The following is a 24,687-nucleotide window of genomic DNA, read 5'->3' as shown; positions in this document are numbered from 1 at the left end:
GGATCAAACTCTCCAACAAAATCTGTTGAAAAACTGTCCCGGCAACAAAAATGTTGCCAAAGGAATCTCCCACTGACCGCCGAAACGATCAGCCGGGGTATTGCCATAATTGGCACTGGCTTTTAAAGCACCCTGTTGAGTTCTCAAAGAACAACCGCACATCGAAACCCGATCTCCGTCCGGAGAACCGCTTCCGAGGCAACCGTTCAAGCTTACCTGGTCGTTTTCGCTCGGCGAAATCCGGGGATCTCGCTGGCCTCGCCCAAGTGTTTTCCACGAATGTGGAAGTGGCTCATGCAGACCGGCCGACTCGAACGTCCGCCCGGCTCCTGCTGGCTGATCCACTATACCCGGTCGGTCTCGCTGGCGCAACCTCGAGGTTTCGAGATCCTGCCGCACCGCCCGGCGCTGAAAACAAGACTAGCTCGCTGCAGCGGCCCTCGAGGTGGCGATCCGGATTGTCACTTTCGTGCCTGTCCGTACCGCTTTCCCGCTGGCAGAGAAGAAATTACTTGACCGCCCGTCCGTCGCGCAAATCGATGAACATGGTCATCAGCGGCCGCGCGGCGTACACCCGGGCCGGAAACCGTGACAGAGTGACCTCATGAACCCATCCGAGGCGTCGGCGAGCGACGGGTTACTGGACCTGATCGTGCCGCTCTGGCAGCTCGTGATCGGCGTGCTCGTGCTGGTGACCGTGGTCGTCTCGACCCGGAAACTGCTGCTGCGCGGCCCCTCCCGGATGAGCGGCGCACTCCTGCTGGTCGGCTCGGCGGTGGTCGGCCTCGCCGTCATCAGCTACCTGTTGCAGACCCTGTGACCGCGCCCACCCGCCGCTAGTGGCCGTTTCCGTTCAGAGCCGGCGGTTGGCCAGGCTCGGCAACTCCTCGCGGATGGTGTCCAGCCGGCCCAGGTCCAGATCCGCCGTCGCGATCCCCACCCCGTCGGCCACCTGCGCCAGGACTGTCCCCCACGGGTCGATGATCATGCTGCGGCCGAAGCAGGTCCGTCCCGGCTCGTGGTCGCCGATCTGGCCGGCCGCCACGACGTAGCACTGGTTCTCGATCGCCCGGGCGCGCAGCAGCACCTCCCAGTGGTCGCGCCCGGTGTGCAGCATGAACGCCGCGGGAACCACCAGGATCTTCGCCCCGGCGATCGCGAGCTGCCGGTACAGCTCAGGGAACCGCAGGTCGTAACAGATGCTCAGCCCAGTCGGCACGCTGCCGATCGCCGCGACCACGGTTTCCGCGCCCGGCGCGACGGTGCGGGACTCCTGGTAGGACACCCGACCCGCGATCTCCACGTCGTACAGGTGAATCTTGCGATAGGTCGCCGCGAGGGAACCGTCGGGCCGGAAGACCAGCGTGGTGTTGAAGGTCCGCTGCTCATCGGGGCCGGTCTCGTGGAACGAGCCGGCGTGCACCCAGATGTCCAGCTCGCGCGCGGCGGTGGCGAAGAACGCGGCGAACTCGCCGTCGACCGGCTCCGGCGGGGGCGCGTCCTTGGCCCGGCCGAGGAAGTCGACATATTCCGGCAGGACGGCAAGCTCGGCGCCGCCGGCGGCGGCGCGCTCCAGGAGGCCTCGCGCGACGTCGAGATTGTGGGCGCGGTCTTCCCGCGAGTTCAGCTGGCACACGGCGACGCGCATGAATTCGAGCGTACGTCGTCAGCCCCCGGTCACCAGCCGGCGGTGGGTGGCATCAGCAGGATTTCCGAGCCGACCGGCTGAAATCCGGCGGCGAGCAGGACGCGCAGGCTCGCGGCGTTCCCCGGGGCGCACTGGGCCCAGATCGGCCGGTCCTGCGGGATCAGGTGGCGGGCCGCCGCGGCCAGGAGCCGGCCGTGGCCGCGCCCGCGCGCTGCCGGGTCGACCTCGAACGCCACCTCCCAGCGGCCGCCCAGACCACGGCCGACGACCAGCAGACCGTGCTGGGACGTCCAGAGCCGCACGTCGGTGCGGTACCGGTGGGCGCGGAGGGCCCGCGGGTGTCCGCTGGCGTTCAGCGGCGTGAGCGGCAGCGGCGGATCACCGGCGAGGGGGGTGGCGAGCAGGGAGACGTCGAAGGCGCCGGCGTGCAGGCCGAACCGGTCCTCCAGGGCGGTCAGGAACCGCGGCCCGGTGGGGGCGGCGAAATCCTCGCCGGCGAGCTTCTCGGCCCAGACCGGCTCGACCGCGGCCGCGACGACGACGTGACCCGGGAACGACACCACCGCCGCCCGATCGGACGACGGCGGTGGCACGATCTCGAGCCACGGGTCCGGCACGTGCCGGTCGCCGCTCTCGACACCGGCGAGGATGCTCGCCAGGTCGCGGATTCCGGTCAGGCGGATTTCTCCTCACGGGCGTGGCGACGGCGGCCGACGAACTCGCGGGGCACGATCGTCGGGTTCACGTTCTCCAGGACCACCTCGCGGGTGATCAGTACGCGGGCGGCGTCCGGGTTGCTGGGCACCTCGTACATCACGGAGAGGAGCACCTCCTCCATGATCGCGCGGAGGCCGCGAGCGCCGGTGCCGCGGAGCATCGCCTGGTCGGCGATCGCTTCTAGGGCGCCCTCGTCGAACTCCAGCTCGACGCCGTCCAGCTCGAAGAGGCGCTGGTACTGCTTCACGTAGGCGTTCCGCGGCTCGGTGAGGATCTTGATGAGCGCTTCCCGGTCCAGGTTGCGGACCGTGGTGATCACCGGGAGACGGCCGATGAACTCGGGGATCAGCCCGAATTTCAGCATGTCCTCCGGCATCACCTTGCTGAAGATGTCGTCGGTGTTGCGCTCCGAGATCGACCGCAGCCGGGCGCCGAATCCGACCCCGCCCTGGCCGACGCGCTGCTCGATGATCCGGTCCAGGCCGGCGAACGCGCCGCCCACGATGAACAGCACGTTCGTCGTGTCGATCTGGATGAACTCCTGGTGCGGGTGCTTGCGGCCGCCCTGCGGCGGAACGTTCGCCACCGTGCCCTCGAGGATCTTCAGCAGGGCCTGCTGCACGCCCTCGCCGGAGACGTCCCGGGTGATCGACGGGTTCTCGCTCTTGCGGGCGATCTTGTCGACCTCGTCGATGTAGATGATGCCCTGCTCGGCGCGCTTGACGTCGTAGTCGGCCGCCTGGATCAGCTTGAGCAGGATGTTCTCGACGTCCTCGCCGACATAGCCGGCCTCGGTGAGCGCCGTGGCGTCCGCGATCGCGAACGGCACGTTCAGCATCCGGGCCAGGGTCTGCGCGAGGTGCGTCTTACCGCAGCCGGTGGGGCCGATGAGCATGATGTTGGACTTGGCCACCTCGACGTCGCTGCTCCCGCCGGGAGCGCCGTTCGACTCGGCCTGGATCCGCTTGTAGTGGTTGTAGACCGCGACGGCGAGAGCTTTCTTCGCCTGTTCCTGGCCGACCACGTAGTTGTCCAGGAACTGGCAGATCTCCATCGGCTTGGGAAGCTCTTCCCACTTCACCTCGCCGGTCTCGGCCAGTTCCTCCTCGATGATCTCGTTACAGAGATCGATGCACTCGTCGCAGATGTAGACCCCAGGGCCCGCGATGAGCTTCTTGACCTGCTTCTGCGATTTACCGCAGAAGGAGCATTTGAGTAGGTCGCCACCGTCACCGATCCGTGCCACCTACGTTCTCCTTGCGCTCAACGACTGACCACTGGCCGGTCCGTGTCCGAGGACGGATTGCCTCGTTGCCATCTCATCGTCTGCCGACCCGCGTAACTGAGGATGCTGGCTCGACGTTACCCGCAAAGGGGCTGTTCTCCGACCCCCCAAAACGGGCGTGTCAGGGACCGGCCAGTCTAGCGTGACCGGTCCGGCCCCTGACGTCACGTGTCTCAGCTGCTCGCGCCGACCGTCTGCAGGCTCTTCTTGCGGGTCGCGAGCACCACGTCGACCAGGCCGTACTCCTTGGCCTCAGCCGCCGTCATGATCTTATCCCGGTCGATGTCCTTACGGACCTTCTCGATCGACTGACCCGAATGCTGGGAGATCATGTCCTCCAGCTGGGTCCGCATCCGCATGATCTCGCGCGCCTGGATCTCGATGTCCGAACCCTGGCCGTAACCACCCTCGGTGGCCGGCTGGTGGATGATGATCCGCGAGTGCGGCAGCGCCATCCGCTTACCCGGGGTGCCACCGGCGAGCAGCACCGCGGCCGCACTGGCCGCCTGGCCCAGGCAGACCGTGCTGATGTCGGGCCGCACGTACTGCATGGTGTCGTAGATCGCGGTCATCGCGGTGAACGAGCCACCCGGGGAGTTGATGTACATCAGGATGTCGCGGTCCGGGTCGGTGCTCTCCAGCGTCAGCAGCTGGGCCATCACGTCGTTCGCCGACGCGTCGTCCACCTGGACGCCGAGGAAGATGATCCGGTCCTCGAACATCTTGTTGTACGGGTTCGACTCCTTGAGACCGTACGAGGTGCGCTCGGTGAACGAGGGCAGCACGTAGCGGTTGTGCACCGGAGCGAACCCGGGAGGCATGGAAAGGTCGGTCATGGTTCAGCTCCTCAGTTCAGCGTTCCGGCACCGTCCGGGACCTGGACGGCCCCGGTGATCACCTTGTCGATGAAGCCATAGTCCTGCGCCTCGGCGGCCGTGAACCAGCGGTCCCGGTCGAAGTCGGCGGCGATCTGCTCCTGGGTCTGGCCCGTGTGGAACGCGATCCGCTCCTGGAACATGCGCTTGGTGTACAGCATCTGCTCCGCCTGGATGGCGATGTCGGCGGCGGTGCCACCCATACCACCGGACGGCTGGTGCATCATGATGCGGGCGTGGGGCAGGGCGTACCGCTTGCCGGGGGTGCCGGCGCAGAGCAGGAACTGCCCCATCGAGGCGGCCATGCCCATCCCGACGGTCGACACGTCGTTGTCGATGAACTGCATCGTGTCGTAGATGGCCATACCCGAGTAGACAGAGCCGCCCGGCGAGTTGATCCAGAGGTGGATGTCCCGCTCCGGGTCCTCGGCGGAGAGCAGCAGGAGCTGCGCGCAGATGCGGTTGGCGACCGCGTCGGTCACCTCGCTGCCGAGGAAGATGATCCGCTCACGCAGCAGGCGGTTGAAGACCGAGTCGTCGAGGTTGCCACTCAGGGAGTCGCCGCCGCGCCGCGACACGGGCCCGGCAGGGATGTGGAGTTCGGTCATGGCAGCCCTTCACAGCTTGCTGTGTCGGCCGAGGCTCCGGCCGGCAGGTTGTCCGTCGTACGACCAACCTAACCGGTCGATTGCGCATCAGCTTCCCGCTCGGGCAGGTGTTCGCTGACAGCGCACCGGCCCCCGTACGTACCCCTGAAACGGCAGTGGCCACCGCGGACCGTGAGCGGTGCGCGGTGGCCGTCTGCGACTGCCTGGATCAGTGGTTGTGACCGGCGTGCTCGTCCTCGCTGGCGGCGCGCAGGTCGTCCAGCGTGAGCGTGTTGCCCTCGCTGTCCTTCATCGTGACCTGCTCCATCACCGAGGCGAGGGCCTTGCCCCGGCGCACGTCGCCGAAGACGGCCGCCGCGGCGCCCGACCGGACCAGCTGGTCGTAGTACTGCTGAGGCTGCATCTGGGCGCGCTGCGCCCGGTGCACGATCTCGTGACCGAACTCGTCGTCGGTGACCTGGACGTCCTCGGCGTCGGCGACGGTGTCGAGCAGCAGCTGGATCCGGACGCCCTCCTGGGCCGCCTCGGTCAGCTCCTGGTCGATCTGCTCCTCGGTCTTCTCCTCGGAGGCGAGGTAGTCGGCCAGGGTGGCGCCGATCCGCTCCAGCTGGTCGGTCATGGCCTGCTTGCGGCCCTCGACCTCGTCCTTGACGACACCCTCCGGGGCCGGAATGTTCGCGGCCTCGACGAGCTGCTTGAGAGCCTCGTCACGGGCGGCGTAGATCTGCTCGACCTTCTTCACCTTGGTGAGCCGCTCGCGCAGGTCGCCGCGCAGCTCCTCGAGAGTGTCGAACTCGCTCGCCAGCTGCGCGAAGTCGTCGTCGATCTCGGGCAGCTGCTTGTCCTTGACGGTGCGCACGACGACCTTCACGTCAGCGTCACGGCCGGCGAAGTCGCCGCCGACCAGCTGGGTGGTGAAGGTGGTCTCGTCGCCGGCGGACAGGCCGACCAGCACCTCGTCCAGACCCGGGAGCAGCTGCTTGCTGCCCACCTCGTGGGAGATGTTGGTGGCCGAGCCGCCCGGCACCTCCTCGCCGTCGACGGTCGCGTTCAGGTCGAGCTGGACGTAGTCGCCCTCCGCAGCGGCCCGCTCCACCGTCTTCAGCGTGGCGAAACGCTCCCGCAGGCCGTTGATCTGCTCGTCGATCTCGTTGTCGCCGATCTCGACGGCCGGCACCTCGACGCTGATCGTCGACAGGTCCGGAACCACGATCTCCGGCCGCACGTCCACCTCGGCGGTGAACTTCAGCGGCGCGTTGTCGGCGAACTCGGTGATCTCCACCTCAGGGCGGCCGAGCGTCTTGACGTCGTGCTCCTGGACCGCGGCGAGGATCTGCTGCGGGATCGCCTCCTGGACGGCCTCGTTCAGCACAGCGCCCCGGCCGACGCGCTGGTCGATCACCGCGGACGGCACCTTGCCCTTTCGGAAGCCCGGCACCTGAACCTGCGCGCCGATCTCCCGGTACGCCTTCTGCAGGCTCGGCTTGAGCTCGTCGAACGGCACCTCGATGGCGAGCTTCACCCGGGTCGGGCTCAGAGTCTCGACGGTGCTCTTCACAGGCGTACTCCTTGTTGCTGCGGATAGTTAGTAATCAGTCGGGGTGGCGGGATTTGAACCCACGGCCCCTCGCTCCCAAAGCGAGTGCGCTACCAAGCTGCGCCACACCCCGTGGCGTCGGCCAGTGTATGCGGTCTGCTCACCCGCGTGTGCGCTGGAGTCACCTGCTGGGGAATCCGGTTCGCGCGGACGGCAGATGATTCAGTAAGCTGTGCCCGAGACCCGGAGCGATCCGGGGCCTCGCGGGCGTAGCTCAATGGTAGAGCCTCAGTCTTCCAAACTGATTACGCGAGTTCGATTCTCGTCGCCCGCTCCGCAACGGAGGCCCAGGTCAGGGGTTGTCCCTCCGACCAGGGCCTTCGTCGTTCACCCGCCCGGATGATCTTGTAGGCCACCACCCGGGCGCGACGCGGCGGAGCGAGTACGGGTCCTCCTCGCCGCAGTCCGCGCGGCGCCACGTGCCGATCGAGCCGAGCTTGCGCGAAGTCCGATGGCTCACGGACCCCAGCGGACAAGAAGCCGCTCATTGGTCGCGCTCCCTATTGCGGTCACGGCACGGCTCCTTAAAGATCGACGGCCGCCGCCCGCCTCCGGGAACGGACACCGGGGGCGGTGCGGCAGGTTCGGCACAGATCGTGAGTCAGGTGAGTAGGGAGATCACGCAGCGAGCTGCGGACCGCAGCAGGATGCGGATGGGAACCCGCACAAGGGTGCTGCTCCGGTGCCGATACCTTCCAAGCGTGACCAGCCCCAACGAACCGCCCGACGTCTCCCGCCCGCAGGTCGCCGCCGGCGTCCTGTTCTTCGACGAGGCAGGATGCGTGCTCCTCGTCCAGCCGAGTTACAAGACCGGGTGGGAGATACCGGGCGGATACGTTGAAGCCGGCGAATCACCGAAGGCTGCCTGTATTCGTGAAGTCGCCGAGGAGCTGGGGCTCTCGCCGGCCATCGGTGACCACCTGATCGTCGACTGGGCACCCGCTACAGGCGAGGGTGACAAGCTCCTGTTCATCTTCGACGGCGGCATCCTTCCCGAGAGAGATCGAGCCCGGATCGACTTCGTCGACGGCGAGCTGGCCGATTGGCGATTCGTGGCCATCACCGATCTTGAGACGTACGTACCGGCTCGCCTGGCACGTCGAATCACGACCGCGGCCGCAGCCCGGCAAGGGGCACGTCCCGTCTACGCCGAGCATGGCGTCGCGAAATAGCGCTCCTCGCAGCCCCACCAACTGCACCGTGTCCTGGACGGATCGCTTGGCGATCTCCTTGCCGAGCCGTCGCTGGTCGAGTAAACCGCGGACAGCGGATGGGAGACAGCGCCATGGATCAAGGCGCCGCGCGAGCGCGGCACGGTCGGACCGCGCGGCCGGCGGGCCGGCCAACGTGAAATCTCGTTCGAGGCGGCTCACGATCGCTGCGGGTGGGGCGCCATACGCCCGGCGATCAGCTGCCGCGCCACTTCGCGGTTTGCCACCGGCAACGGTGCCGATGCCGGGGCGGCGAGACGAGTACGCGTGGTGCGGCGAAGCGGGCGGCTTGAGGTTGAATGTCCAGTTCCGCCGTAGCCGCGAGAATGGCCGCCGCGGCGAGAGAGCGTTCGCTCGCAACGAACCGGCAAAGGTCGTAACAAAGCCTGTTCGCGCAGGTCCCCCGCCCGTAGCATGCCGAAATCATGATCGGCGCGGCGGACGGTAGAGGGCCCGGTGTGACGCACAACGACGAAGGCGGCCCCGAAGATCGGTCGTCGGGCGAGTTCACGCTGCGACGTCCGTTGTTCGTGTTGACCTCGGAGACGGTCAGGCCGGCCGGTCGGCATCGGCCTTCCGAGAAGCCGGGTGTCAGCAGCAGCTGGGCCGGATTCATCGCACCGACCGGCATCGCGCCGCACTGCACCGGCCGGGCCGGCTCGGCCGCGGCTGCCGACGGCGGAGGGACGGGTGGTCACGCCCCGGCCCGGTCACTGCGCCGTCCGGTGGCGGTGGCGGCCGGCGTGGCCACCGCTGTCGCCGTCGGCCTCATCATTCTCGTTCCCGATCACGACAGGGGCGCGCCGAGTGCCACTGGGGACGGACGGAACGGCATCGTGGTCGACGGTCCGAGCGCCATGGTGTCCACCCCGCCCGGCGCGGGAACGGAGCTGCCCGGCGCGGGCAGCGAGCCCGCTACGACGCCCGCCTCCCCGCAGCCGCATGCGACGCAGCTGCGCAAGGTGTCATCGTCAGCGGCGGCCAGGACGCCCGAGGCTTCCCGGTTCGTGGCGGTGGCCGGCGAGAGCTGTCCGCAGAGCGCGGATCGCGGTTACCACGTGAGCGGTCAGGCCAGCGACTGGTACTTCCCGTCCCGCGGTGGTTGGACCTCCGACGGCTGCGGGGGGCGGGTCGCAGCCGTGCCCATGAGCGGCTCACCGACCAGGGACGACCGGGACAACGTCATCGTGTGGTGGTTCCGCACCGGAACCGTCCGCACCGGCAGCTGCGCCGTCGGCGTCTATGTGCCCGGCACCGGCAACCCGAAGGACGCGGCGGGTGAGCCGGCACACTACCTGCTCCGTGCCGATGACGACATCGATGCGGACGTCGTCGCCGAGTTCGACGTCGACCAGTCGGCCAACCAGGGCCGCTGGGTCGACGCCGGCCGGTACAGCGTCACCTCGGGCGAGATCTCAGTCCAGTTGGTGACCCGGGGCGTCGACTGGGGCAGCGGACGCGAGGGCGACCACCTCGGCGTCTCCGCGCTGCGGGCAGACTGCCGCGCCGAGTGACGCCTGCCGATTTCCTGCCGAAGGCCACGACACGGAAGGAGCCACCACTGTTCGAGAACCCTGCCGTTCCCAGGATCCGCCAGCGCGGATCGACGCTTCTGGTCGTTGACGGCGACGCTGAGCAGGATCTGCCGGAGCTGCCACAGCTGCCCGGCGAAACCCACGTGACCACGGTGGTGGTGCACACCACCGTGGTGCCGGACATCCCGGTGTTGCGGTCCTTGCTCAACCGCGGACTGGCACCGGAGTGTGCGGCGGTACGGCTCGTGCTGCCGGGGGCGGGCGCACCGGGACCGGACGGCTGGTGTGCGGCCCGGCACCTTGCCGAGTCGCTGAACCTCCCCGTGATCGCCCCGGACGGACCGGTGATCGTCCTCCCCGACGCGCTGTTCGCCTTCGGCGGAGCGTGGCGGACATTCCGCCCCGGGGCCGAACCCGTCGTCGACGGACCACGACACCCCGCCCCCAGGTGGCAGCGCACGCTGACCCCGCCACCGCAGGCGGAGGCGCCGCTGCGGGCGACGCCGATCCCGGCCGGACTCTGGCTGCACACCGCGGACCGGGTCGTCGCGCCCGATGACCCGGTCTTCGCGGTGCCGGTCGATCCGGCCTCGGTGTCCCTGGTCATCGGCCGTCCCGGCGATCCGGTGCTCCCGGCGGCAGAAGTGGCCGAGTACATCCGCCGGCTCGCGCCCACGATCGGCGACGAACCCCTGCTCATCCCGTACGGGTCCGGCGGCCACCTCGTCGACGAACTCGCCGTACGGTTGCCGGGCGACGCGGTCGCCTCCGTCCGCGTCGACGCGGGCATGCCCGCGGTCGAGGCAGACGACGTGGCGGTGCGCACCGTGGTGGATGCCGCGGGCCGCGCGGTCTGGCGGCCCCCGGCCCAGCAGCTGCGGTTTCAGCCCGGCAGGGCACCTCGTCTGCTGCACTGGCGGCCGCCTCTGCCACACGCTTCGACGGTGGGGACCGGCTTGCAACGGCTCGCCGACGGCTGGCTGGTGGAGGTGGTCCGATGCGGCCTGTGGATACGTCCCGATCGGGAGGACGACGACGCCGTACGGCGGATCCCTGCCGATCCTGATCGTCTCCTGCTCCTGGTCGGTGCGCCGGGGGCACCGCCGGCGACGGAGGTGTGGCCGGCAGTGCGCCGCCTGCTCGACGCACTGCCTGCGGACCAACGGGAGCGGGTACAGCCGGTACTGCCCGCCGGCACGGCCCAGCCTTCCGGATTCCCGGCCGCGTGGAGGCTGTCCCCGGATGCGGACGCCCAGGCCCGCTGACACCATCGATGTCTTCGCGCCCATTCCACTCCGGAACAGCAGACCCCGGTCGAGATGACCGACTCCGCGGCCGACCCGGGTGAGGTCAGGCCCGGCCCGCGGCGCCGACGGGCTGCGGGGCTTTGGCGAACTCGTGCAGGATGCGTTCGCAGAAGGCCGGCAGGTCGTCGGGGGACCGGCTGGTGGTGATGTTGCCGTCGGTGACGACCGGCTCGTCGACCACCTCCGCCCCGGCGTTGCGCAGGTCGGTGCGCACGCTGGGCCACGAGGTCAGCCGTCGCCCGCGGGCGACGCCGCTTCGACGAAGTTCCACGGGCCGTGGCAGATCGAGGCGACCGGCTTGCCGGAACGGACGAAGTCCCGCACGAATCGCGCCGCCGCGGGTTCCATCCGCAGCTTGTCCGGGTTCACCGTGCCACCCGGCAGCAGCAGCGCCTCGTCGTCGTCGACCGATGCCTCGCCGACCAGCTGATCGACCGTGAAGGCGCCGGCTGCTTCCAGGTCGTGGTCGCGCGCCTGGATCTCACCGCCGGCGATGGAGACCACGACGGTGCGGGCGCCTGCGCCGTCGAGGGCCTGCCGCGGCTGTTCCAGTTCGACGCGTTCCACCCCGTCGGCGGCGAGGATGGCGATCCGGCGTCCGTTGAGCTCTCCGGCCATCTCAGGCACCTGCCCCGGCCATCGCGGGGTGCAGGACGACCTTCGTCCAGCCGTCGTCGCGCTTGTCGAAGTGCTCGTAGGCCTCGGGCGCCTGGTCGAGGGGCAGCTCGTGACTGACGATGAAGGACGGTTCGGCCTTGCCGGCGGCGATCAGGTCGCGCAGCTGCCGGTTGTACTTCTTGACCGGGGCCTGCCCGCTGCCGATGTGCTGGCCCTTGAACCAGAACATGCCGTAGTCGAAGGCGAGTCTGCCCTGTTTGGCAAGCTCGTCGCCGGCGCCCGGGTCCTGGGGCACGAAGACGCCGACGTTGCCGATCCTCCCGGTGAAGCGCACCGAGGCGACCAGCCGGTTCATCGTCAGGTTGGCCTGCTCCCGGCCGTCCGGCTCGTGCGCCTGATAGCCGACGCACTCGCAGCCGTTGTCCGCCCCGAGTCCCATCGTCTGGTCCAGGACGGCCTGCACCGGGTCGACCTTCGAGTCGTCGATGGCGATCGCGCCGATCGACTCCGCCAGCCGCAGCCGGTCGGGGTGCCGGTCGACGACCATCACCTTGCTCGCTCCGCGGATGGTCGCCGACAGGGCGGCCATCAGACCGACCGGACCGGCGCCGTAGATGACCGTCTGGTCACCGGGCTGCACGCCGGCCATCTCGGTGGCGTGGTAGCCGGTCGGGAAGATGTCGGCCAGCATCACGTAGTCGGTTTGACGCTCCTCGGCGTCCGCACCCAGCCGCAGACAGTTGAAGTCGCCCCAGGGCACCCGGAGCAGTTCGGCCTGTCCCCCCGCCCATGGCCCCATGTCCGCGAAACCGTATGCGGCGCCGGCCATCTTCGGCTCCGGCTGAGCGGTCAGGCAGTAGTTCGTCAGCTGCCGCTCGCAATTCTTGCAATGCCCGCAGGAGATGTTGAACGGCAGGACCACGTACTCGCCCACCTGCACTTTGTCGACCCCGTCGCCGACCTCGACGACCTGGCCCAGGTTCTCGTGCCCGAACCAGCGGCCGGGTTCGAAGTCGGTCCGGCCCTCGTACATGTGCAGATCCGAACCGCAGATGTTCGCCGATGTGACGCGCACCAGCACATCCGTGGGCCGTTCGATCCGCGCGTCCGGCACCTCCTTGACGCTGACCTGTCGCGGTCCCTCGTACACCACTGCCTTCATTGCTGCCTCCTCGTCGCAGGTTGCTCCCCCGGCCCGGGTTCGGGCCGGGGGTGTTCATGACATGCATGGACGGATCGCCGGCGACGGGGGCCCACCGGATTCGGGTGGCGGTCAGGGTTTGAGGACGACCTTCTCGCAGTCGTCCTGCTTGTTCTTGAACATCTCGAAGCCACGGTCCGCCTCGTCCAGCGGCAGCGTGTGGGTGATGATCCGAGTCGGATCGATCTCACCGCGCTCGATCCGTTCCAGCAGCGGCCTCATGTAGCGGTGCACGTGGCACTGGCCGGTGCGCAGGGTCAGCGACCGGTTCATCCAGGCACCGGCGGGGAACTTGTCCAGCAGGCCGCCGTACACGCCGATGACCGAGACCACGCCGCCGCTGCGGCACGACATGATGGCCTGGCGCAGCGCGTGCGGGCGGTCGGTCTCCGAGCGCACGGCCTGCTTGATCCGGTCGTACGCGGCGATGTGCGCACTGCCGTGGGTGGCCTCCAGGCCGACCGCGTCGATGCACTTGTCCGGTCCTCGTCCACCGGTCAGCTCCAGGAGCCGGGACCGCACGTCGACCTCGTCGAAGTTCACCGGGATGTGGCCGGCCTGCTCGGCCATCCGCAGCCGGTACGGCTCCTTGTCGATGGCGATCACCTTCGCGGCGCCCAGCACCCGGGCACTGTCCATGGCGAACTGGCCGACCGGGCCGGCGCCCCACACCGCCACCACGTCGCTGGGCTGGATGTCGCACATCTCGGCGCCCATGTAGCCGGTGGGCAGGATGTCGGACAGGAACAGCACCTGCTCGTCGGTCAGGTCGGACTCGATCTTCAGCGGGCCGACGTCAGCGAACGGCACCCGCGCATACTGCGCCTGGCCGCCCGCGAACCCGCCGGTCAGATGCGAGTAGCCGAAGATCCCGGCGACCGGGTGACCGAACATCTTCTCCGCGATTCCCGCGTTCGGATTGGTGTTCTCGCAACAGGAGTACAGCTCGGCGACGCAGGCGGCACAGGCGCCGCAGGCGATCGGGAAGGGCACGACCACCCGGTCACCGACCCGCAGCCGGTCCGCGGACACCCCGGACCCGACCTCGACCACCTCGCCCATGAACTCGTGGCCCATGATGTCGCCGTCCTGCATCGTGGGCACGTAGCCGTCGACCAGGTGCAGGTCCGAGCCGCAGATCGCGGTGGAGGTGATCCGCACGATGGCGTCGCGCCCGTTCAGGATCTTCGGATCCGGAACGTCGCGGACCTCGACCTTGTTACGCCCCGCCCAGGTGTTCGCCCTCACGCGTCCGCTCCCTTCGCCAGTTCCTCGTCCGACAGCGGCTGTGCCGGACGCTGCGGGAACTCCTTGCGCGCCCGCTTGCCCCACGGGGCGCCGTCGGATCGGACCACCTCACCGGTCTCCAGCACCTGCTTGAGCCGGCGCAGATCGTCGTCGAGCTGTTGATGCGGTTCCTCGCCGAAGTACTTGGCGACCGCTTTGCCCACGGCGCCACCCGGAATGTCGTACGTCAGGGCGACGTGCACCTCGGTGCTCACACCGTCGGGGGCCGGTAGGAAGCGCACGGTGCCGGCGTTGGGCACGTCGGCGTTCCCGGTCGAGCGCCACGCGATCCGCTCGCCGGGGATCTCCTCGACGATCTCCGCGTCCCAGGTGACGTCCTTGCCGAACGGGGCGTCGGCCGTCCACCGGCTCGTCCGGTCACCGGTGGTGCGGACCTGCTCGAGATGCGCCATGAAGGTCGGCAGATTCTCCAGATCACGCCAGAACCCGTACACCTCCGCCGCGGGTTTGCGAACGGTGGTCGTGGCCGTCAATTCCATGGGTCCTCCCTTGTGGTTGGCTCGCGCCACCGGCGTCGGGCCGATGCGCTCGATGCGGGTGGCCTGCGCGGAGCCGCCGGTCGCGCCACTGCCCGACCGCGACTCGTCCAGCCGGCAACCTGCTTGGCGAACGGCTTCCCGACGTGCGGATACCCGCGGAGAATCCCCTAAACCCGGCACCCGGCCTCAACCCGGTGAGCGCCGGCTCCCTGTGGTTACGGACGACCGGCTCCGCCACCGGTGTCTCCGCTGCCATCACGGGAGCCGCCGCCGCGACAGTGTCCTGCCGATCGCCCCGCGATCCGCCACCACCGGCAGGCACGGGCGGGCGTCATCGTCTTCCACCGGGTGCCCAACGGTGCACCTCCACCGAGTCGTACCGATCACGCGTCAGCAGAGCGCACGCCGCCTCCGGGTCCGAGGCCACGAGCAGCGACGCCGTGCCGAGCCAGGTCGCGCCGTCGTCGGACAGCAGCGGGCCGTAGGCGATCAGATCATGTCGCCCCGCGGGTACCTCGAGATCGACGGCCGGGCCCGCTCCGAAACCGAGCACCAGGTACCCATTGTCATCGACCGGGCCACCGGGGAAGTCCCACATCGTACGTCCGAGGGCATTCCGCCATCGCCGCAGCACCAGGTCCCGGTACACACCGGCTTGATGGTTGGGCTCGTCGAAGGCGAATGCGCGGGCGGCGGCAGCACCGGAGAGATCTGCGATGTGCAGGCTTCCCGTCGGAGCGGTGCGGTCCGGTGACAGCGTCGGGCCGCGGGCGATCATCTCCTTCTCGAAACGATCCATGTATGCCCAATGGGCTTCCGTCAGTTCGTGACGCAGCGCCAGCGAGCCGGGGCGGTCTCGGTGGTAGCACAGGAACTCCATGCCGACAGCCTCGCACCACGAACGGTCGGCCCGCGGCGGCGCTCGATGTCACAAGTGTGTCGGAGACCGACATCGACCGATACTTGTGCATCCGAATACGGCGATGAAAGATCGCGGAGAGGTTGATCGGGATCTTGAGGAGCCAGGTGGGGCTCCCCCCGGTCGCCGCGCGCGAGGAGCACTGCATGCCACGTTCGGCACGAGGGGTGCTGACAGCATCTCTGGTATCCCTGGGGGTCCTGACCGCCGCTGCCTATCCGGCGGCGGCGTTCGCGGCGCCCCCTGTCGTCAAGCTGCCGGCCACCGCCGGCCAGCCGGCTCGTGGCGTCATCGTGATGCTGCGCGACCAGCACAAGGACCTGAAGGTCACCCGCAGCAGCAATTCGCCGCGTGCGCTCGCCGACCGTAAGGACCAGGCTCCGCTCCTCAGCCGCGCCCGGTCCGCGGGTTTCCGCGACCTGCACGGATTCTCGAACGTCAACGCGTTCGCCGGGACCGCGACGGCCGCGCAGATCGCCGCCCTGACCGCGGATCCGTCGGTGGCCGCCGTCTTCCCGGACCTGCCGATCACCAAGACGCCGGTGGCCGGGCGGCCCGAGGCGGCGGCCGCCACCCGGACCAGCCCCGCGACCAGCAAAGCGGCGCAGATCTGCCCGACCGATCCGAGCAAGCCGCTGCTCGAGCCGGAGGCGTTGCAGACGACGAACACGGCGTTCGGCAATCCGGCGACGCCGCAGGCGCAGTCGCTGGCGACCGGCGCCGGGGTGAAGGTCGCCTGGCTGGCCGACGGCATCGACATCAACAATCCGGACTTCGTCCGCGCCGACGGCAGCCACGTCTTCGTCGACTACAAGGACTTCTCCGAGGAGGGTCCGGACGCGCCGAGTTCGTCGGCCGAGGCCTTCGGTGACGCCAGCTCGATCGCCGCGCAGGGCCGCCAGGTCTACGACCTGTCGACCTATGTCAACCCGGCGCACCCGCTGCCGGCCGGCTGCACCATCACCGTGCGGGGCATCGCACCGGGCGCCAGCCTGGTCGGCCTGAAGGTGTTCGGCGCCGCCCCCACCGCGCCCACCTCCCGGTTCATCGAAGCTCTCGACTACGCGGTGAATGTGGCCGGGGTCGACGTGATCAACGAGTCGTTCGGCTCGAACCCGTTCCCGGACCTGGGCAACGACCCGATCTCGCTGGCCGACGACGCCGCCGTCGACGCGGGTGTCACGGTCGTGGCGAGCACCGGTGACGCCGGCCTGACCGGCACGGTCGGATCGCCGGCCAGCAGCGCCAAGGTGATCTCCGTCGCCGCGTCGACGACGTTCCGGTCGTACCTGCAGGAGGGCTACTCGGGCGCCCGTGACTTCTCCAACGGCACCTGGGCCAGCGGCAACATCTCGCAGATCAGCTCCGGCGGGGTGACCCAGCGCAACCGGGTGCCCGACCTGGCCGCTCCGGGCGACCTCGGCTGGGCGCTCTGCACGCCGAATCCGGACGTCTACGTCGACTGCACCGACGACAAGGGTGACCCGGCGTCGCTCCAGAACTTCGGTGGCACCAGCCAGGCATCACCGTTCACGGCCGGTGCCGCGGCACTGGTCATCGAGGCGTACAAGCGGACGCACGGCGGCGACCGGCCCACCCCGGACCTGGTGAAGCGGCTGCTCACCAGCACCGCGACCGACCTCGGCTACCCGGCCTCCCAGCAGGGTGCCGGCCAGCTCGACACGCTCGGCGCGGTCCGCGCCGCGCTGAGCTTCAAGGACGGCAACGGCGCGCCGCAGGCGCAGGGCACCTCGCTCGTCGTCGACCGCAGCCAGCTGTCGGTCGCCGGTCAGCCCGGCCACACCGTCACCTCGAAGCTGGGCATCACCAACGTCAGCCGCAACACCCAGACCGTGCGGCTGTCCACCCGGACGCTCGGGAAGGCCACCAGCACGACGAACGGCACGGTCACGCTGAACTCGGCGACGGCCCCGACCTTCGTCGACTCGACCGGCATCGTGCGCAGTTACGTGATCCAGAAGTTCACCGTCGGCGTCGGTGCCGACCGGCTCGACTTCGCGCTGACCGGGGCGTCCGCACCGGGAGCGCTGAAGGCCAGCCTGATCGACCCGCACGGCACGTTCACGTCCTACACGTTCGCGCAGGGCGCCGGCAACTGGGGCCACACCGACGTGCACTACCCGGCGTTCGGCACCTGGACCGCGATCATCTTCATCACCAAGGCGGTCGGGTTCAACGGCCCGGTCCACTACCAGGTCTCGACCTCGAACTTCGCCCGCTTCGGTACGGTGTCGCCGTCGACGGTGACGCTGGCGCCGGGGGCGAGCAAGAAGGTCACGGTCAGCACGAAGCTGCCGTCGAACCCGGGTGACACCAGCGCCTCGGTGCAGCTGTCGACCCCGCTCGGCGTCACCGTCTCGGTGCCGCTGACCGCCCGCACGCTGATCCCGGCCGGGCGTGACAGCAACAGCTTCTCCGGAGTCCTGCAGGGCGGCAACGGCCGTGCCGGCGCCGGCGGGAACGCCCAGTCGAACTTCTACTACATCGACGTGCCGGCCGGTAAGAAGGACCTTGGCGTGAGTGTCTCGGTGGCCGACCCGGCGGTGCAGTTCTCCGGCGTGCTGACGTCGCCGGACGGTCAGGTCTACTCGTACCAGAGCAACCGGTACGTGACCGCGGCCGGCGAAGCGACCAACGACAAGTCGCTGCAGCTGTACCGACGCAACCCGCGGGCCGGTCGCTGGACGCTGGCGCTCGATTTCACCAACCCGCAGAGTGGGGCCGAGGTCAGCCAGCCGTTCACCGGCAAGCTCACCTTCAACACGGTGAAGGTGTCGGCGGCGCTGCCGTCCAAGGCCACGCTGACCGCGGGCAAGCCGGTCACCGTGCCGGTGACGGTGACCAACACCGGCGCCGCGCCGCTGGCGTACTTCGTCGACGGCCGCCTCACCACCACCGGCGACCTGCCGCTGGCCGAGATCTCCGGTGCGCCGGGGACCATCGATCTGCCGGTGCCGGCCGGCATCGTCCCGCAGTGGATCGTGCCGTCGGAAAGCACCGGCGTGACCTTCCAGGCGTCCGCCACCCTCCCGGTGAACCTGGACGTCTTCTACAACTCCGGTGAGCCGGAGGTCTACTCGGCCGCGCAGGGCAACAGCGCGGTCGTCAAGGTGCAGGCGCCGCTGGTGTCGCCGGGCGTCTGGGCCGCCGACATCGGCGAGAGCGGGCCGTTCGACGGACCGGCGCCGATCGGCACGGTGCAGGTCGCGGCGGTGGCCCACACCCGGCTCTTCGACCCGGCGGTGACCTCGTCGACCGGTGACTTCTGGCAGACCGCGCTGTCCGGCGCGCCGGACAGCGCGCTGTCCTCGGCCGTGCGGGCCAACGCCAAGGCCGGCCGGTTCGTCACCGCGGCCGGGAGCCGGGCCGCGGCCGCCCCGGCGCCGATCGTGGTGGCTCCGGGCAGGTCCGCGACCATCCTGGTGACCATCACCCCGAGCGCCCCGCGCGGCACCACGGTGCGCGGTCACCTGTACGTCGACACGTTCAGCCAGATCACTGTCTCCGGTGACGAGCTGATCGACCTGCCGTACAGCTACCAGGTCGGCTGACCGGGCCGATACACGAGCGGGGGACGGCATCTGCCGTCCCCCGTTTCGTTGCGTCGGATCGCGCGGGCCATCGATCAGCCCCGGTACGTACTACCTTCTTCGAAAGTTCGATGTTTTACGAACAAAGAAAGAGGCGGGTATGGCATCGACCGGGGCGCGCAGGGTGTCGTTACTGGCGTTCGCGACGCTGTTCGTGGTGGGAACGGACACCTTTCTGGTGGCGCCACTGCTGCCGACCCTCTCCCAGGCATTCGGCGTCGGCACCGGTGTCTCGGGGTGGATGGTGAGCGCGTATGCGCTCGGCTATGCCGGGCTGGCCCTGTTCGCCGGCCCGTTCTCCGACGGACGGGACCGGCGCGCCGTGCTGCTCGGCGGGCTGCTGGCGTTTGCGGTGACGACCGCGCTGTGCGGATTCGCGCAGGGTTTCTGGAGCATGCTCCTGTTCCGGTTCCTGGCCGGGGTGAGCGCCGCCTTCGTGACCCCGCAGATCTGGGCGTCCATTCCGGTGCTGGTGGCGCCGGAGGTCGTGCTCCGGACGATGGGATTCGCGACGGCCGGGCTGTCGATCGCGCAGGTGGTCGGCGTTCCGGTCGGGAGCTGGCTGGCCGCGGTGTCGTGGCATACGCCGTTCTGGGTGGTGGCCGGGGCGTCGGTGCTCCTGTGGCTGGCGCTGGCGCGGCTCTTCCCGTCGGTAGGGTCACCGTCGGCGGGCGGGATCCGACAGACCTACGCTGCCGTGCTGCGGGATCGGACGCTCGTGCTCTACCTGCTGGCCTACCTGGTCTTCCAGACCGGCAACTTCGAGGCGTTCTCGTTCATCGGATCGTGGCTCACCCGTGACTTCCGGCTCGGGGTCGCCGAGGTGGGCACCGCGATGATCGCGCTCGGTCTCGGCAACACGGCCGGAGCGCTGTTCGGCAGCCGGCTGGTGCGACGGATCGGGCAACGCACGGCGCTGCTCACCGCGTACGCCATCCTGATGCTGTGCTATGCGATGCTGCCGTTCGCGCCGGGTCTGGGCATCGCGGTGACGCTGTTGACGGTGATCTTCCTGGTGGGTGGCTTCATCTTCCCGGTCTTCATGACGATGCTGCAGTCGCGGGCCACGGCGGCGCGCGGCACCGTGTCGTCGCTGTCGAACGCCGCGATGTACGCCGGATCGACGGTGGGCGGCGTGGCCGGCGGGGTGCTGCTGGCCGGCGTCGCCGGGTTCCATGGGGTCGCGGCGTTCACCGTCGTCGCGTACGCGGTGTCCCTCGGTGTGTTCGCCGCGGCCGGCGCCCTCAAGCGGCAGCCGTCACCAGGCTCAGCAGCCCGGGAAACCGCCGCTCCAGCTCCTCGGTGCGGACCTTCACGAAACGATGCGTGCCGGACAGCCGGGTCTGCGTGATGCCCGATTCGCGCAGCACCTTCAGGTGATGCGACAGGGTGGACCTGGCCATCGCCTCGCCCAGGGAGTTGCAGGACTGTTCGGTGCCCAGCGCGATCAGGGTCCGGACGACCTCCAGCCGGGCCGGATCGCTCAGCGCGTGGAAGACGTTCGCCAGCCGGAGGTCCTCCTCCGCCGGATGCAGCAGCACACGCATGTCGCGACCTCCGCACGATTAGTTCGATGATAGTAGAACGAAGGATCCACCGGATCACTCGTGGGCAGTGCGGGACCATGGCGGAAAGAAGGACCCATCCGGAGCGGGCAGGGCTGCGAAGTACGGGGTGGATGACCGGGCGCGGAGAAGGGCTGACCCTCATGGTGGAACGCGGCACGAGCCGCCGGGCGGAGCACCTCACGCCGGTGGCCCAACCGGAGACCGAGGCGCCACCGGTGCTGGCCGACGAGCTGTTACGGGCCGTCGGCCGCGGTGACGAGCAGGCCTTCGGGCGACTGTACGACCTGGTGGCCCCCCGGGTGTACGGGCTGATCCGGCGGGTTCTGCGGGATCCGGCGCAGGCCGAGGAGGTGGCGCAGGAGGTGCTGGTCGAGGTGTGGCGCACCGCGGCGCGCTTCGATCCGGCCCGCGGGTCGGCGACCGCCTGGGTGTTCACGATCGCGCACCGACGCGCGGTGGACCGGGTGCGCGCCGAGCAGTCCGCGTCCGACCGGACCATCCGGGCCGGTGCGGCGGCGCTGGACACGCCGTACGACGCGGTGGCCGACGAGGTCTCCGGTCGGCTGGAACGCCAGCAGGTACGGCGCTGCCTGGACGTGCTGACCGAGCTGCAACGGCAGGCGGTGACCCTGGCCTACTACCAGGGTCACTCGTATCCGCAGGTGGCGGAATTGTTGAAGACACCGTTGCCGACGGTGAAGACACGCATGCGCGACGGCCTGATCCGGCTGCGCGACTGCTTGGGCGTGGAGGTGACGGCATGATCGCGGACATTCATTCGCTGGTCGGCGCATACGCGCTCGACTCGGTGGACGATCTGGAACGCGCCGCCTTCGAGCGGCACATCGGCGATTGCGAGGCCTGCCGGATCGAAGTGGCCGAGCTCCGCGAGACGACCGCGCGGCTGGCCGACAGCACCTGGTCGGCGCCGCCGCCGCGGCTGCGGGAGAACGTGCTCGCCGCGATCGCGACGACCCGGCAGGCGCCGCCGCTGACCGCGGCGACGCCGTCCCGCGAACGGGCCGCGACGCGGGCCCGGATGTCCCGGCGCCAGCTGTTCAGTGCCGCGGCCGCCGTCGTGGTCGCGGCCGCCGGGGCCGGCACGGCGGTCTACACGATCCAGGATCAGCGCGTACGCGATGAGCGGGCCGCCGCCGAGGCCGACCGTGACCTGCAGGCACGGGTCCGGGCCATCCTCGGCTCCCCCGACGTGGTGCTGCGCGGCGAGCAGCTGCGGGACGGCGGACGGGTGACCGTGGCGTACTCCCGGCTGCGCGACGCCGGCGTGGTCACCCTCGCGGCTGACGGTCCACCCAGCGGCGGGCGGGTGTACCAGCTCTGGACGGTCCGTTCCCGGGTGCCGGTGGACGAGGGCGCCCTTCCGGTCGGCCAGTCCTCGGTCGTGAAGATCGTCGAGCGCATGTCGTCCGCCGAGGTCGTCGGCGTCTCCGAGGAGCCGCCCGGGGGTTCGGCCCGGCCGACCGACATGGTGGCCGGCGTGAAAACAATCTGAGATCCGACCCATCCGCGGCATGGTTCGCACCGAATACGGGGTGAAGGTCCCGATATAGGAGGAACAAAACCATGCGCGCAACGAAGCTCACCGCCCTGGCCGCCGCGACCGTCTTCGCGATCTCGTTGGCGGCCTGCGGGAGTGACTCGGACAGCAACAGCGGCAGCGGCACGGCGGCGGCCCCGGCGACCACCGCCGCCATGCCCAGCGCGGCCCCGAGCATGGCCACCGACCCGACGGTCAACTTCGGTCCCGGCTGCGCCGCGGTGCCCGCCGACCCGTCGAACGCGGGCAGCTTCCAGGCCATGGCCAAGGTGCCGGTCGCGACCGCCGCCTCCGGCAACCCGCTGCTGTCCACCCTGGTCAGCGCGGTCAAGCAGGCCGGGCTCGTCGACTCGCTGAACTCGGCTGACGGGATCACCGTCTTCGCGCCCACCAACGACGCCTTCGCCAAGATCCCGGAGGCGACGCTGAAGAAGGTCCTCGCCGACAAGAAGACGCTGACCAGCATCCTCACCTACCACGTGGCCAAGGGGAAGCTCACCCCCGCCGACCTGGCCGGCAGCCACGAGACCCTGCAGGGTGGCAAGCTCACCGTCACCGGCAGCGGCGAAGACTTCAAGGTCGACGGCACCGCCTCGGTGATCTGCGGCAACGTGCAGACCGCGAATGCCAACGTCTACATCATCGACTCCGTCCTGATGCCGAAGAAGTGACCGGCGGCAAACCGGCCGCGACGATCAGCGGGATCGTCGCGGCCACCACCGGGTCGCGGCCGCGGAACTCCTCGCAGCCGCGACCCGGCAGGCTCACCGCCGGTCGCGGTGATCGACGCCGCTCCGGTCGCCGTCAAGGATTTCGCGGTACGCGGGTGGGGCGTCCCCGACAAGCCGGCCCTGCTCGCCGCGACCGCCCTGGCCGACCCTGCTCGCGGCGGCGACCGGGCTGACGGCGAAGCGGTGGCGCCCGCCCGCGATCGCGGGCGGAACCGTTCCCCGGGCGGCCGGGGTGGCGGCGACGCTGACCCGGCCGCGCAATTCCGCGCAGCGATCCGGCTGCCGGCGCCGGCCCGCCCCGTGCCCGACGGCGGGGCGCCCCGACCGCTCACCACCACCGGGCACCTCTACCGGGTGGACACGGCGCTGACTGTGCCACGCATCGCTGCGGCGAGTGCCGGCTGCGCATCCACGGCATAGTCGACCTGTCGCCGGCCGACCTGCTGCGCCGGCCACTGATCGAACGCGACATCACCCTCACCGGTGTCTCCGGTGAGGTCGCCGGCACGGCCCGTGGCCTCGGGGCGCCGCCGGCCGCGCTGCTGCGCGAGGCCGGAGTGCGGGCCGGCGCGGACCGGATCCTCGCCCGCTCCGCCGACGGCATGACGGTCGGCACATCGCTGAGCACCGCGCTGGACGGGCGCGACACCATGCCCGCCGTCGGCATGAACGGCGAGCCCCTCCCCCTCGACCCGGCTTACCCGTCCGGCAGCCGGAGGCCCGCGCCGCACCGTTCCCGGACGGGGTGACCGGCTGGCACACCTTCACGCCACCGCGACCCGACCCCCGGTACGGGAGTGAGCGGATCGTCCGGAATGCGGACCGCCTCGATCCAGAGTGGGTGGCGCCGGCCGGCCGCGGCGCATCAGGTCGGCGATCACGCTCGCCGGGCCGGGAGCGTGGGACGGCCACGGGGTGGCGTCGACGGGTCGGTGAAGACGACGGCGGCGCGTCCGACCTCGCGAAACGCTGGGCGCCTCGCCGCCGGGAGCTTGACATGTGACCGGATGGTCACATAACTTTGCGTCATGACGGACGACGATCGGGTGTTCAAGGCGCTGGCCGACCCGAGCCGTCGCTTTCTGCTCGATCTGCTGTTCGTGCGGGACGGTCGCACGCTCACCGAGCTGGAGACCGAGCTGGAGATGACGCGCTTCGGCGTCGCCAAGCATCTGCGGGTGCTGGAGGAGGCGGGACTCGTCGTCACCCGCCGGTCGGGCCGGGAGAAGCTGCACTTTCTCAATCCGGTGCCGATCCGGCAGATCCACGACCGGTGGATCGACAAGTACACCGAGCACCAGATCACCACCCTCATCGACCTGAAGCGCACGCTGGAGGAGGAGTCATGAGCGAGACCAAGGTGTTCCGGATCTGGATCAAAGCCACGCCGGAGCGGATCTGGCAGGCGATCACCGACCCGGAGTGGAACGCGAAGTACGGCTATGCCACCCCGCAGTACTTCGAGCTGACCAAGGGCGGCCGATACCACTCCACGGCCAACCAGGGGATGCTGGACTACGCCGCGGCGCAGGGATTCGAGCTGCCCGACCCGATTCTGGACGGCGAGGTGCTGGAGGCGGAGGCCCCGCGCCGGCTCGTGCAGACCTGGCGGATGCTGATGGATCCGGGCACCGCGGCCGAGGGGTTCACCACGCTGACCTACGAGATCGAGGATTCGGCGCCCGGTGTCTGCCGGGTGACCATCACGCACGACGTGACGGACGCGCCGGCGGTGGGCGCCATGGTGTCCGGCAACCCGGACCCGGCGGCCGAGGGCGGCGGCGGCTGGGCGTGGGTGCTCAGCGACCTCAAGTCGTTGCTGGAGACCGGCAAGGTGCTGGCTGACGCCTGATCCAGCCGTCCGGGACGGTCCTGCGCGATGGGGGCCGTCCCGCTACATTCCGGGCATGA

Annotated in this window: 24 protein-coding genes, 2 tRNA genes, 1 rRNA gene and 1 pseudogene (1 of these 28 cut by a window edge); 14 read left to right on the top strand and 14 right to left on the bottom strand. The window is 69.7% G+C overall.

What is annotated here, in order from left to right:
* Positions 1-19: ribosomal RNA gene (locus ACSP50_RS06340) — 16S ribosomal RNA — on the bottom strand (it extends 1,497 nt beyond the left edge of the window).
* A gap of 585 nt (positions 20-604) precedes the next feature.
* Here ACSP50_RS06340 and ACSP50_RS06335 point away from each other — a divergent pair.
* Positions 605-820, top strand: coding sequence for a hypothetical protein (locus ACSP50_RS06335; RefSeq protein WP_014688328.1), 216 nt, complete (start codon positions 605-607; stop codon positions 818-820).
* Positions 821-853: 33 nt separating this feature from the next.
* On the opposite strand, the gene ACSP50_RS06330 is transcribed toward ACSP50_RS06335, so the two are convergent.
* The 7 genes from ACSP50_RS06330 to ACSP50_RS06300 form a co-directional block, all read right to left on the bottom strand.
* Entirely contained in the window at positions 854-1,648 is a 795-nt protein-coding gene (locus tag ACSP50_RS06330; RefSeq protein WP_014688327.1) for a carbon-nitrogen hydrolase family protein, read from the bottom strand.
* Positions 1,649-1,677: 29 nt separating this feature from the next.
* The gene (locus ACSP50_RS06325) at positions 1,678-2,265 is read right to left on the bottom strand and encodes a GNAT family N-acetyltransferase (protein WP_014688326.1); all 588 of its coding nucleotides are present in this window, start codon (positions 2,263-2,265) and stop codon (positions 1,678-1,680) included.
* 56 nt (positions 2,266-2,321) lie between these two features.
* Positions 2,322-3,611: an ATP-dependent Clp protease ATP-binding subunit ClpX gene (gene clpX / locus ACSP50_RS06320; RefSeq protein WP_014688325.1), complete on the bottom strand. Its 1,290-nt coding sequence runs from the start codon at positions 3,609-3,611 to the stop codon at positions 2,322-2,324.
* 212 nt (positions 3,612-3,823) lie between these two features.
* The gene (locus tag ACSP50_RS06315) at positions 3,824-4,486 is read right to left on the bottom strand and encodes an ATP-dependent Clp protease proteolytic subunit (protein ID WP_014688324.1); all 663 of its coding nucleotides are present in this window, start codon (positions 4,484-4,486) and stop codon (positions 3,824-3,826) included.
* 11 nt (positions 4,487-4,497) lie between these two features.
* Complete coding sequence (locus ACSP50_RS06310; protein WP_014688323.1) at positions 4,498-5,133, bottom strand: ATP-dependent Clp protease proteolytic subunit; 636 nt, start codon at positions 5,131-5,133, stop codon at positions 4,498-4,500.
* Between the two features lie 208 nt (positions 5,134-5,341).
* Positions 5,342-6,691 carry a trigger factor gene (gene tig, locus ACSP50_RS06305; protein ID WP_014688322.1) on the bottom strand — a complete coding sequence of 450 codons (1,350 nt, stop codon included), beginning with the start codon at positions 6,689-6,691 and terminating at the stop codon, positions 5,342-5,344.
* A gap of 38 nt (positions 6,692-6,729) precedes the next feature.
* Positions 6,730-6,803: transfer RNA gene (locus ACSP50_RS06300), tRNA-Pro, on the bottom strand.
* A 130-nt stretch (positions 6,804-6,933) separates the two neighbouring features.
* On the opposite strand from ACSP50_RS06300, the gene ACSP50_RS06295 reads away from it, so the two are divergent.
* The 4 genes from ACSP50_RS06295 (at position 6,934) to ACSP50_RS06280 (ending at position 10,741) form a co-directional block, all read left to right on the top strand.
* Positions 6,934-7,004: transfer RNA gene (locus ACSP50_RS06295), tRNA-Gly, on the top strand.
* Positions 7,005-7,431: 427 nt separating this feature from the next.
* Complete coding sequence (locus tag ACSP50_RS06290) at positions 7,432-7,902, top strand: NUDIX hydrolase (RefSeq protein WP_043513630.1); 471 nt, start codon at positions 7,432-7,434, stop codon at positions 7,900-7,902.
* 497 nt (positions 7,903-8,399) lie between these two features.
* Positions 8,400-9,455, top strand: a complete 1,056-nt coding sequence (locus ACSP50_RS06285) for a hypothetical protein (RefSeq protein WP_014688320.1) — start codon at positions 8,400-8,402, stop codon at positions 9,453-9,455.
* On the top strand, positions 9,452-10,741 hold the full coding sequence (locus ACSP50_RS06280) for a hypothetical protein (RefSeq protein WP_014688319.1): 1,290 nt from the start codon (positions 9,452-9,454) through the stop codon (positions 10,739-10,741). Before ACSP50_RS06285 ends, ACSP50_RS06280 begins: the two co-directional genes overlap by 4 nt.
* Before the next feature lie 85 nt (positions 10,742-10,826).
* Here ACSP50_RS06280 and ACSP50_RS06275 read toward each other — a convergent pair.
* The 5 genes and pseudogenes from ACSP50_RS06275 to ACSP50_RS06255 form a co-directional block, all read right to left on the bottom strand.
* A pseudogene (locus ACSP50_RS06275) lies at positions 10,827-11,401 on the bottom strand (type 1 glutamine amidotransferase domain-containing protein).
* Position 11,402: 1 nt separating this feature from the next.
* The gene (locus ACSP50_RS06270; protein WP_014688316.1) at positions 11,403-12,563 is read right to left on the bottom strand and encodes a glutathione-independent formaldehyde dehydrogenase; all 1,161 of its coding nucleotides are present in this window, start codon (positions 12,561-12,563) and stop codon (positions 11,403-11,405) included.
* Positions 12,564-12,674: 111 nt separating this feature from the next.
* Complete coding sequence (locus ACSP50_RS06265) at positions 12,675-13,850, bottom strand: zinc-dependent alcohol dehydrogenase (RefSeq protein WP_014688315.1); 1,176 nt, start codon at positions 13,848-13,850, stop codon at positions 12,675-12,677.
* Complete coding sequence (locus tag ACSP50_RS06260) at positions 13,847-14,389, bottom strand: SRPBCC family protein (RefSeq protein WP_014688314.1); 543 nt, start codon at positions 14,387-14,389, stop codon at positions 13,847-13,849. The genes ACSP50_RS06265 and ACSP50_RS06260 overlap by 4 nt, the downstream gene beginning before the upstream one ends.
* A gap of 331 nt (positions 14,390-14,720) precedes the next feature.
* Positions 14,721-15,269 carry a YciI family protein gene (locus tag ACSP50_RS06255; protein WP_014688313.1) on the bottom strand — a complete coding sequence of 183 codons (549 nt, stop codon included), beginning with the start codon at positions 15,267-15,269 and terminating at the stop codon, positions 14,721-14,723.
* Positions 15,270-15,454: 185 nt separating this feature from the next.
* Between ACSP50_RS06255 and ACSP50_RS06250 the strand changes: the two genes are divergently transcribed.
* Positions 15,455-18,880, top strand: a complete 3,426-nt coding sequence (locus ACSP50_RS06250) for a S8 family serine peptidase (protein WP_043513624.1) — start codon at positions 15,455-15,457, stop codon at positions 18,878-18,880.
* Positions 18,881-19,019: 139 nt separating this feature from the next.
* Positions 19,020-20,270: an MFS transporter gene (locus ACSP50_RS06245; RefSeq protein ID WP_014688311.1), complete on the top strand. Its 1,251-nt coding sequence runs from the start codon at positions 19,020-19,022 to the stop codon at positions 20,268-20,270.
* Here ACSP50_RS06245 and ACSP50_RS06240 read toward each other — a convergent pair.
* A complete protein-coding gene (locus tag ACSP50_RS06240) occupies positions 20,164-20,466 on the bottom strand; it encodes a helix-turn-helix transcriptional regulator (protein ID WP_014688310.1) in 303 nt (100 codons plus the stop codon). The genes ACSP50_RS06245 and ACSP50_RS06240 overlap by 107 nt on opposite strands.
* Before the next feature lie 161 nt (positions 20,467-20,627).
* Here ACSP50_RS06240 and sigK point away from each other — a divergent pair, with 161 nt between their 5' ends.
* The 7 genes from sigK (at position 20,628) to ACSP50_RS06205 (ending at position 24,628) form a co-directional block, all read left to right on the top strand.
* A complete protein-coding gene (gene sigK, locus ACSP50_RS06235; RefSeq protein WP_014688309.1) occupies positions 20,628-21,251 on the top strand; it encodes an ECF RNA polymerase sigma factor SigK in 624 nt (207 codons plus the stop codon).
* Positions 21,248-22,000 (top strand): anti-sigma factor domain-containing protein, encoded by a 753-nt coding sequence (locus ACSP50_RS06230; RefSeq protein WP_014688308.1) that lies wholly within the window; start codon positions 21,248-21,250, stop codon positions 21,998-22,000. The genes sigK and ACSP50_RS06230 overlap by 4 nt, the downstream gene beginning before the upstream one ends.
* A gap of 71 nt (positions 22,001-22,071) precedes the next feature.
* Positions 22,072-22,716: a fasciclin domain-containing protein gene (locus ACSP50_RS06225; RefSeq protein WP_014688307.1), complete on the top strand. Its 645-nt coding sequence runs from the start codon at positions 22,072-22,074 to the stop codon at positions 22,714-22,716.
* Between the two features lie 108 nt (positions 22,717-22,824).
* Positions 22,825-23,196, top strand: a complete 372-nt coding sequence (locus tag ACSP50_RS43750; protein ID WP_014688306.1) for a hypothetical protein — start codon at positions 22,825-22,827, stop codon at positions 23,194-23,196.
* Positions 23,178-23,525 carry a molybdopterin-dependent oxidoreductase gene (locus tag ACSP50_RS45005; RefSeq protein WP_369793946.1) on the top strand — a complete coding sequence of 116 codons (348 nt, stop codon included), beginning with the start codon at positions 23,178-23,180 and terminating at the stop codon, positions 23,523-23,525. Before ACSP50_RS43750 ends, ACSP50_RS45005 begins: the two co-directional genes overlap by 19 nt.
* Before the next feature lie 279 nt (positions 23,526-23,804).
* Positions 23,805-24,125: a helix-turn-helix transcriptional regulator gene (locus ACSP50_RS06210; RefSeq protein WP_014688304.1), complete on the top strand. Its 321-nt coding sequence runs from the start codon at positions 23,805-23,807 to the stop codon at positions 24,123-24,125.
* Positions 24,122-24,628, top strand: a complete 507-nt coding sequence (locus tag ACSP50_RS06205; RefSeq protein WP_014688303.1) for an SRPBCC domain-containing protein — start codon at positions 24,122-24,124, stop codon at positions 24,626-24,628. Before ACSP50_RS06210 ends, ACSP50_RS06205 begins: the two co-directional genes overlap by 4 nt.
* Positions 24,629-24,687: the final 59 nt, after the last annotated feature.

The organism is Actinoplanes sp. SE50/110 (genome assembly GCF_900119315.1).
In the GTDB taxonomy this organism is placed as follows: domain Bacteria; phylum Actinomycetota; class Actinomycetes; order Mycobacteriales; family Micromonosporaceae; genus Actinoplanes.
This window is presented reverse-complemented; position numbering and strand designations above follow the sequence as displayed.

Excerpts from the sequence above, each read along its gene's own strand:
- ACSP50_RS06250 (WP_043513624.1), top strand. The coding sequence starts at position 15,455 with ATGCCACGTTCGGCACGAGGGGTGCTGACAGCATCTCTGGTATCCCTG.
- ACSP50_RS06245 (WP_014688311.1), top strand. The coding sequence starts at position 19,020 with ATGGCATCGACCGGGGCGCGCAGGGTGTCGTTACTGGCGTTCGCGACG.
- ACSP50_RS06225 (WP_014688307.1), top strand. The coding sequence starts at position 22,072 with ATGCGCGCAACGAAGCTCACCGCCCTGGCCGCCGCGACCGTCTTCGCG.
- ACSP50_RS06270 (WP_014688316.1), bottom strand. The coding sequence starts at position 12,563 with ATGAAGGCAGTGGTGTACGAGGGACCGCGACAGGTCAGCGTCAAGGAG.
- ACSP50_RS06230 (WP_014688308.1), top strand. The coding sequence starts at position 21,248 with ATGATCGCGGACATTCATTCGCTGGTCGGCGCATACGCGCTCGACTCG.
- ACSP50_RS06205 (WP_014688303.1), top strand. The coding sequence starts at position 24,122 with ATGAGCGAGACCAAGGTGTTCCGGATCTGGATCAAAGCCACGCCGGAG.
- ACSP50_RS06330 (WP_014688327.1), bottom strand. The coding sequence starts at position 1,648 with ATGCGCGTCGCCGTGTGCCAGCTGAACTCGCGGGAAGACCGCGCCCAC.
- ACSP50_RS06260 (WP_014688314.1), bottom strand. The coding sequence starts at position 14,389 with ATGGAATTGACGGCCACGACCACCGTTCGCAAACCCGCGGCGGAGGTG.
- sigK (WP_014688309.1), top strand. The coding sequence starts at position 20,628 with ATGGTGGAACGCGGCACGAGCCGCCGGGCGGAGCACCTCACGCCGGTG.
- ACSP50_RS06210 (WP_014688304.1), top strand. The coding sequence starts at position 23,805 with ATGACGGACGACGATCGGGTGTTCAAGGCGCTGGCCGACCCGAGCCGT.
- ACSP50_RS06255 (WP_014688313.1), bottom strand. The coding sequence starts at position 15,269 with ATGGAGTTCCTGTGCTACCACCGAGACCGCCCCGGCTCGCTGGCGCTG.
- ACSP50_RS06310 (WP_014688323.1), bottom strand. The coding sequence starts at position 5,133 with ATGACCGAACTCCACATCCCTGCCGGGCCCGTGTCGCGGCGCGGCGGC.
- ACSP50_RS06335 (WP_014688328.1), top strand. The coding sequence starts at position 605 with ATGAACCCATCCGAGGCGTCGGCGAGCGACGGGTTACTGGACCTGATC.
- ACSP50_RS06240 (WP_014688310.1), bottom strand. The coding sequence starts at position 20,466 with ATGCGTGTGCTGCTGCATCCGGCGGAGGAGGACCTCCGGCTGGCGAAC.
- ACSP50_RS06315 (WP_014688324.1), bottom strand. The coding sequence starts at position 4,486 with ATGACCGACCTTTCCATGCCTCCCGGGTTCGCTCCGGTGCACAACCGC.